This is a genomic window from Pseudomonas sp. NPDC087346, from assembly GCF_044744235.1.
Taxonomy (GTDB): domain Bacteria; phylum Pseudomonadota; class Gammaproteobacteria; order Pseudomonadales; family Pseudomonadaceae; genus Aquipseudomonas.
This window is the reverse complement of record NZ_JBIUXX010000103.1, coordinates 1-8207: the sequence shown is the minus strand read 5'-3', so window position 1 is coordinate 8207 and position 8207 is coordinate 1. Positions and strand designations below refer to the sequence as shown.

The following is an 8207-nucleotide window of genomic DNA, read 5'->3' as shown; positions in this document are numbered from 1 at the left end:
GCCTGTTCCAGTGGTATCACGAAGCGCTGAACGCGTTCCTCAACACCTGCCCGACCGGCAACGCCTTGCAGCATCAGTTCGGCCCGCGCCTGCTGCCGCTGTTGGAAGAAGCCGACGACGGCGAGTGGCAAGCGCTGATCGACGAGGCGCGCACCGAGCGCGAGCGTCTGGAAAGCGAACTGCACACCGGTCGCGACCGTCTGCTGGAGCTCAACTCCGGCGGCGCTGGCGAAGGTGAGGCACTGGTTGAAGACATCCTTGAGCAAGACGATCAGTTCGCCCTGCCGATCTACATGGAAACCCTGTTCGATGCGTTCGGCATCGACAGCGAAGACCATTCGGAAAACGCCCTGATTCTCAAGCCGAGCGAGAAGATGCTCGACGCCAGTTTCCCGCTGGGCGACGACGAGGGTGTGACCATCACCTACGATCGCAACCAGGCGCTGTCGCGTGAAGACATGCAGTTCATCACCTGGGAACACCCGATGGTGCAGGGCGGCATGGATCTGGTGCTGTCCGGCTCGATGGGCAACACCGCCGTCGCGCTGATCAAGAACAAGGCGCTGAAACCTGGCACCGTGTTGCTTGAACTGCTCTACGTCAGCGAAGTGGTTGCTCCGCGTGCGCTGCAACTGGGGCGTTATCTGCCGCCGGCGGCGCTGCGCTGCCTGCTTGACACCAATGGCAACGACCTGTCTTCCCGAGTGTCGTTCGAAACACTGAATGACCAACTGGAAAGCGTGCCGCGTGCCAGCGCCAACAAGTTCATCCAGGCCCAGCGCGATCAGCTGACGCCACGGATCAACGCCGGTGAAGAAAAGATCAGCCCGCGTCACGCCGAACGCGTGGCCGAGGCCCGTCGCCGTCTGGCGGCCGACACCGACGAAGAACTGGCACGCCTGACCGCGCTGCAAGCGGTCAACCCGACCGTGCGTGACAGCGAACTGGTTGCCTTGCGTGAACAACGCGAGAAAGGCCTGGCGATGCTGGACAAAGCCGCGCTGCGACTGGAAGCGATTCGGGTTTTGGTCGCGGGTTAATTTTCCCGCTCCGCAGCTGAAAACAAGAAGGCCCGCAGCGATGCGGGCCTTTTTGTTTGCCTGTTATTTAGCCAGTGAGAGGGCTCGCCTCATCGCTAGCAGGCTAGCTCCCACACTGGATCTCCAGTTTGAGCACAACCACTGTGGGAACTGGCTGCCACACTGGATCTCCAGTGTGAGCACAATCACTGTGGGAACTGGCTGCCACACTGGATCTCTAGTGTGAGCACAATCACTGTGGGAACTGGCTGCCACACTGGATCTCCAGTGTGAACACAATCACTGTGGGAACTGGCTGCCACACTGGATCTCTAGTGTGAGCACAATCACTGTGGGAACTGGCTGCCACACTGGATCTCCAGTGTGAGCACAATCACTGTGGGAACTGGCTGCCACACTGGATCTCCAGTGTGAACACAATCACTGTGGGAACTGGCTGCCACACTGGATCTCCAGTGTGAGCACAATCACTGTGGGAACTGGCTGCCACACTGGATCTCCAGTGTGAATACAATCACTGTGGGAACTGGCTGCCACACTGGATCTCCAGTGTGAACACAATCACTGTGGGAGCTAGCCTGCTAGCGATAGCAATCATGCAGTCGCCACCGCAACATCAGGCTCAATTACAGCAACCAACCCCTCCTTCATCCGCTTCGCATCCCGCACAAAACACCGCGCAGCCAAAAACAGAAACACCATGGTAAAGAACAGCGCCACCGGGATCAGGTACATCGCATCATGCAGCCCCACTGCTTTATAAGCCTCGGTCATCTGCTCCGCGCCCTCGGCCAGCATCGCCGTATGCGCAAAATGGTCCGACAACGCACCCACCACCACCGGTCCCAGACCGCCACCGAGCAAATACAACCCGGCAAAAAACAGCGCCATCGCCGTGGCCCGCAGGCGCGGTTCGACCACGTCCTGAATCGCCGTGTACACGCAGGTATAGAAGTTATAGGCAAACAGCCAGCCGACACTGAATATCGCAACGAACACACCGATCTCAATTCGCCCGGCGTGCAACGCCCACGCCGTGCACAGCGTCGAGATGATCAAACTGAACGCCGCGAACAACAGTCGTCCGTTGGCCACACGCTGGTGGATTTTGTCAGCGATATAGCCGCCAAGCGTCAAACCAACCAGCCCGGTAACACCCACGATGACCCCGGTCGCCACCGCTGCTTCCTGCAACGGCATCAGGAAATAACGCTGCAGCATCGGTACCAGAAACGAGTTGCAGGCATAAGTAGCGAAGTTGAAGCACAGCCCCGCCATCACCAGCCACAAAAAGGTCGGCACAGCCAAAATCCGCCGGATCGGCTTGTCGACTTTCTCTTGCGAGACCTGCACGGTTTCCGCCGCGCCGCGTTTCGGCTCTTTGATGAAGAACATGAAGATCGCCAGGATCAACCCCGGCACCGCCGCGATAAAGAACGGCGCGCGCCAGCTATCAAAGGCTTTGACCATCGCGCCGATGGTGAAGAACGCCAGCAGCAATCCCAGCGGCAGACCGAGCATGAAAATGCCCATCGCCCGCGCCCGACGATGCGCCGGAAACAGATCACCGATCAGCGAATTGGCGGCCGGTGCGTAACTCGCCTCGCCGATGCCGATGCCCATGCGCACGATCAGGAAACTCCAGAAACTGCCCACCAGGCCGTTGACCGCGGTCAGCGCGCTCCACGTCGCCAGGCCCCAACCCATCAGTTTGCTGCGTGAGCCGGTGTCGGCCATGCGCCCCAGCGGCAGGCCGGCAATCGCATAGACGAGAGTGAACGCGGTGCCGACGATCCCCAGTTGAAAGTCGCTGAGGTGCCATTCCATACGGATCGGTTCGATGATGATCGCCGGAATGGTGCGGTCGAAGAAGTTGAACAGGTTGGCGAGGAACAGCAGGAACAGAATGCGCCAGGCATTCGCCGCTTGGGTCGAGTTCTGCATGGGTCCGTCTCTTTATTGTTATAGGGCTTCACTGCCGACGCATCCGAGCCCGGAACCTGCAATCTAGTCAGGCGTATCCGGCCTGTCTTCGATCATTCGTCAGCCTGATATCGGGCCATGGCACTGTAACGAAACGTAAGCCCTTGATATGCCTGACATCCCCCGAAAACCGGGGCGTTCGCGGTAAAACCTTGCCACAAAAAAATACTTTCCCGCCCCCCTTCCCAAGTCCGTGGCGAAGCCTAGAATAGCCGCCGAATCCGTCCGGATTCGAGCCGATCAATCCTTTGATACCCTCCCCCATGTCCCACGTCAGTCCGTGTCTGAATTGCGGTGCCTGCTGCTCCCATTTTCGCGTGTCTTTTTTCTGGGGTGAATGCGCTTCCTCCGGCGGCACGGTGCCCGACGACCTGGTCACCCAGATCACTCCCAGCCGGGTGGCAATGATCGGTACCGACCGCAAACCGGTGCGTTGCACCGCGCTGGTCGGTGAAGTCGGCAGTACCGTGCAATGCTCGATTTACGAAAAGCGCTCCAGCACCTGCCGCGAGTTCGAGGCATCGTGGGAAAACGGCGAGCACAACGCCGATTGCGATACCGCCCGCGCCGCGTTCGGTCTGCTGCCGCTGGAACAATATTGGGCCGACATGCCTTATGAACAGATCGCCTGAGCCTTAGCGCCAAACGCTATGAAGCTAATGTCAAAATCATTAGCGCCAATGTGCCACTACCGCTTGCGCCTTCCATACGGCCTCTATACTGCAGTCATTCACTTGCGTTGCTGACGCAGGAAGGACGACTTCAGAGACGGGGCATGCTATGGAGTGGCTTGGTTTGCAGTTTGTTACCGAGCTGCCGGAGAGCGGGCAGGTCATTCTCGATTGCACCCACAATCCGGTATTGGTGCTGGTGGCCTATCTGGTCGCCTGCGCCGCGAGTTTTGCCACCCTCGATATGGCGGAACGGGTCGGCCACGCCGAAGATCCCGGTTCGCAACGCCTCTGGCGCTGGATCGGCGCGACCTGTCTGGCCGGCGGCATCTGGGCCATGCACTTCATCGGCATGCTGGCGTTCCAGGCGCCCATTGAAATCCACTACGACCTGGGCATCACCCTGTTTTCCCTGCTGATCGCCCTGCTCGCTTCGTGGCTGGCCATGCACACCCTCAGCGAGCCGCATCCGACGCTGCTGAAATACCTGAAAACCGCCATCGTCATCGGTTTCGGCATCGCCGGCATGCACTACGTCGGCATGGCCGCAATGCACTCGGTCGCCACGGCTTATTACCAGCCAATGCTGTTCAGCCTGTCGATTGCGATTGCCATCGGCGCCAGTTTCGCCGCGCTGTGGGTCGCCGGGTATCTGCGCGAAGGCAGCGGCATGCTGCATCAGTTGCTCAAATACACCGCTGCGCTAATTCTCGGCGCGGGCATCTTCAGTATGCATTTCACCGGGATGGCCGCGCTGCAACTGGTACTGCCCGAAGGCACCGCCCTGACGATGCCGCGAGAAACCAATCATCTGCAACTGGGCCTGACCGTGGCGCTGATCATCCTGCTGATCCTCGGCAGTGCCGTCAGCGCAGCGCTGGCCGACAAGAAATTGCAGAAGAAGGATCACGATCTGCGTCGGGTCAACGCCCTGCTCAGCCAGCTCGATCAGGCGCGCATGTCGCTGCAACAGGTAGCGAATTACGATGCGCTGACCAACCTGATCAACCGTCGTGGTTTCAATCAGATCTTCGCCGAAAAGCTCAGCCAGAAGGCCAGCGAGGGCGGGATGCTCGCCGTGATGTTTCTCGACATCGACCACTTCAAACGCATCAACGACAGCCTCGGCCACGACGCCGGGGACGCACTGCTCAAGGTCATCGCCGATCACATCAAGGGCTCGGTGCGCAGCCATGAAGACGTGGTCGCACGCTTTGGCGGCGACGAGTTCTGCATTCTGATCAACCTGCACGACCGTGAAGAAGCGCGCACCATGGCCCAGCGCATCATGCTCAAGATGAAGGAGCCGATCGAGCTGGCCGGGCGGCGCATGGTCATGACCACCAGTATCGGCATCAGCCTGTACCCGGACGATGGCAACACCTGCGAAGAACTGCTCAAGCACGCTGATCTGGCGCTGTATCAGTCCAAGGGCAATGGCCGCAACGGTCTGCACTTCTTCAGTTCGAACCTCAAAACCCGCGCCAGCATGGAGCTGCAACTGGAAGAGGAGTTGCGTCATGCCCTGCGTTCGGAAAGCGGCCTGACCCTCTATTACCAGCCGATCTACGAGCTGAAAACCGGCCGTGTGACCAAGCTCGAAGCGCTGATTCGCTGGCAGCATCCGCTGCATGGCCTGTTGGCGCCGGATCGATTTATCGCGATTGCCGAAACCAATGGCTTGATTGCCGAGCTGGACAACTGGGTGTTGCGCAAGGCGTGCAAGGATCTCGGCGAGTTGTCGCGCCACGGCTGCGAGGATCTGAAAATCGCCTGGAACTGCTCACCGCTGAACCTTGCCCGCGAAGAGCTGGCCGATGAAATCGAAAGCGCGCTGCGCTCGGCCGGTGTCGCGCCCGAGCGGCTGGAATTGGAGGTCACCGAAAACGCGCTGATGGGCAACATCGCCAATACCCTGGTGCTGTTGCGGCAGATCCGCGCCCTCGGCGTGTCGTTGTCGATTGACGATTTCGGCACCGGTTACTCGTCGCTGGCGTACCTCAAGCGTCTGCCGCTGAACACGCTGAAGATCGACCGTTCGTTCATTCTCGACATCCCCAAAGCCACCGCTGACATGGAGATTGTCCAGGCCATCATCGTCATGGCCCACACCCTGCATTTGCAGGTGGTGACCGAAGGCGTCGAAAGCCTGGAGCAGTACGAATTCCTTGAGCGTTCGGGCTGCGACTTCATTCAGGGTTACCTGCTGAGCCGTCCGGTGCCGCTGGACGAGTTACGCCCGGTGCTCGAAGAAATCAATCAGCGCAAGAACTCCCACGCGGTCAATCCGCTGAGTCTGGCCCGCGATACATTTGCACCAGTGTTGCAGGGTCCTTCTGCAAAAAGCCCTGCGCCCCATGCAGGCGCATCAGTTGTGCGGCCAATCCGCTGATCGGCGTCGCCGAACCCTGCTCGCGGGAAAACTTCACCGCCGTGTCCAGATCCTTGAGCAACGTGCGCACGTGCCACTTCACCGGTTCGAAACGGCTCTCGGCCATTTGCGGGGCGAGAATCTGCAACGGTTTTGAATCGGCAAACCCACCGGCCAGCGCTTCGGCGATCAGGCTGGCATCGACCCCGGCCTGTTCGGCCAGCGCTACTACTTCGGCAATCACCAAGGCGTTGCAGGCGACGATCATCTGATTACAGGCCTTGGTCACCTGCCCGGCGCCGACAGCGCCCATATGCGTGACACGCTGACCCAAATTGAGCAGCACCGCATGTACTCGCTGCAGATCAGCCGCATCACCACCGACCATGATCGCCAGGCTGCCCGCCTCGGCCCCGACCACGCCGCCGGACACCGGCGAATCGAGCCAACCCATGCCGGTTTTGTTTTTTAGTTCGGCGGCCATCTCACGGGTGGCAGTCGGTTCGAGACTGGAAAAATCCACCAGCAACTGGCCGCTTTTCGCCCCTTCGGCGACACCCGCTGCACCAAACACCACTTCACGCACCACCGCCGTATCGGCCAGACACAGCATCACCACGTCCGCGTGCTCGCACAGTTCAGCCGGCGTCGCCACTTGCCGGGCACCGGCCTCGACCAGTGGTGCGCACTTGGCCGGGTTGCGGTTCCACACGGTCAGCGGATAGCCCGCCGCGAGCAGGCGTCGGCACATTGGCAGGCCCATCAGACCGATTCCGGCGAACCCCAACGAAGGTAGCGTTGACATCATTTAGCCTCTTTTTGATTAAAGATCGCCGAATAATGGCCGATTCATCAACGATCAGGAAAGGATTCCCCCGCGCGATGTTCAGGCCAAGCCCCTGACGCCCGGGCCAAATACGCGCAGTAAAAGACGCGAGATCCTCTTTCCGTGAGGCTCGATGACAACGGTCGCCGAGCCAACCCTGTCCAGGTATATGGCGCAAAATGACTTCTAAAAACAATCCGGCCACTGCGGTATCCGATCTGACCCTGAGCCCTGCCGCGAACAACCCGGCACCCTTGAAGCCATCGCTCCCCTCGCGCCCGCTGTCGACCCAGCAATACCTGTACTTCACCGAAACCAATACCGACCGCATCCTCGACAACCTCGACGGCCTGCGTGACCTGGTGTTCCCGCGTCCACCGCATCTGGACGGCGACAACGAGCAGCACAGCGATCAGGAATTCCCCTCGGTGTGCCTGATCGGCCTCGGCCGCTGCGGCTCGAACATCGCCCTCGACGTCGCGGAGCTGGTGTACAACGCTCGCAAGTTTTACCTCAACGAATTCAACAACGAAGATCGCCTGTCGCCGGACAAGCGCTACGCCGAAAAAGGCTACAGCCCGGCACAGTGGATCAAGAACAACCTGCGGATCGGCAACAACAAGGCGAGCAAACCGGTGTTTCTGGTTGAGCCGCTGGTGATGCTCGGCGACCTCGACAAGGACATCGCCGGCCGTATCCGTTTCTCGCGCAAAGGCGAGAAAAGCGGCTTCCTGCGCGACTACAGCAAAATGAAAATCATGGACTTGTCCGAAGTCCACGCCGGTGGCGCCGGTAATGCGCCGATCCTCGGCCAGTATCTGGCGAAGATCATCCTCAACAAGGACACCCAGCGTTTCTCCAGCCCTGACTGGAAAATGATCCACTCGTACCTGATCGACAGCTGCGGCATCAAGGCCAACCAGTCGCGCCTGTACTTCTCGATCTTCAGTGCCGGCGGCGGTACCGGTTCAGGCATGGCGTCGGAATTCGGCCTGGCCCAGCAGCACTCGTACATGAACAAGACGTTCGACACCAAACCGATGGACGAGCATGACGGCAAGAGCGGTCATTCGTTCGTGTTCGAGCCGATCTTCACCAGCGGCATCTGCGTGCTGCCGAACATCTCCGACCACCGCAGCGAAATGTCCGAGGCGCTGCACATCAACGCCGGACGCCTGCTGTGCAAATACCTGTCGGAAGAATGGGATTTCTCTTACAACTTCGACAACGAAGACAGCAGCGAAGCCAGCGTCATGGTCCGTATACGCCCATGGAACGCGATGATGCTGATCTCCAAAGACATCATGCGTTACGCC

The 8207-nt window shown here is 59.7% G+C and carries 4 protein-coding genes and 2 pseudogenes; 4 read left to right on the top strand and 2 right to left on the bottom strand.

The window, feature by feature from the left end:
- Window positions 1-1040, top strand: a pseudogene (locus ACIOZM_RS30175) (RNA polymerase-binding ATPase); the annotation flags it as partial.
- A 594-nt stretch (window positions 1041-1634) separates the two neighbouring features.
- Here ACIOZM_RS30175 and ACIOZM_RS30170 read toward each other — a convergent pair.
- Window positions 1635-2984, bottom strand: coding sequence for a spinster family MFS transporter (locus ACIOZM_RS30170; RefSeq protein ID WP_401220981.1), 1350 nt, complete (start codon window positions 2982-2984; stop codon window positions 1635-1637).
- A 302-nt stretch (window positions 2985-3286) separates the two neighbouring features.
- Here ACIOZM_RS30170 and ACIOZM_RS30165 point away from each other — a divergent pair, with 302 nt between their 5' ends.
- Both ACIOZM_RS30165 and ACIOZM_RS30160 read left to right on the top strand, forming a co-directional pair.
- Window positions 3287-3655: a YkgJ family cysteine cluster protein gene (locus tag ACIOZM_RS30165; protein WP_401220979.1), complete on the top strand. Its 369-nt coding sequence runs from the start codon at window positions 3287-3289 to the stop codon at window positions 3653-3655.
- A 148-nt stretch (window positions 3656-3803) separates the two neighbouring features.
- Window positions 3804-6086, top strand: a complete 2283-nt coding sequence (locus ACIOZM_RS30160) for a putative bifunctional diguanylate cyclase/phosphodiesterase (protein ID WP_401220976.1) — start codon at window positions 3804-3806, stop codon at window positions 6084-6086.
- Here ACIOZM_RS30160 and ACIOZM_RS30155 read toward each other — a convergent pair.
- Window positions 5977-6873: an NAD(P)-dependent oxidoreductase gene (locus tag ACIOZM_RS30155; RefSeq protein ID WP_401220973.1), complete on the bottom strand. Its 897-nt coding sequence runs from the start codon at window positions 6871-6873 to the stop codon at window positions 5977-5979. The genes ACIOZM_RS30160 and ACIOZM_RS30155 overlap by 110 nt on opposite strands.
- 197 nt (window positions 6874-7070) lie before the next feature.
- Here ACIOZM_RS30155 and ACIOZM_RS30150 point away from each other — a divergent pair.
- Window positions 7071-8207, top strand: a pseudogene (locus ACIOZM_RS30150) (hypothetical protein); the annotation flags it as partial.

What these genes read in the sequence shown, in the direction of transcription:
- ACIOZM_RS30165 (WP_401220979.1), top strand. Translation starts at nt 3,287, where the DNA reads ATGTCCCACGTCAGTCCGTGTCTGAATTGCGGTGCCTGCTGCTCCCAT.
- ACIOZM_RS30155 (WP_401220973.1), bottom strand. Translation starts at nt 6,873, where the DNA reads ATGATGTCAACGCTACCTTCGTTGGGGTTCGCCGGAATCGGTCTGATG.
- ACIOZM_RS30170 (WP_401220981.1), bottom strand. Translation starts at nt 2,984, where the DNA reads ATGCAGAACTCGACCCAAGCGGCGAATGCCTGGCGCATTCTGTTCCTG.
- ACIOZM_RS30160 (WP_401220976.1), top strand. Translation starts at nt 3,804, where the DNA reads ATGGAGTGGCTTGGTTTGCAGTTTGTTACCGAGCTGCCGGAGAGCGGG.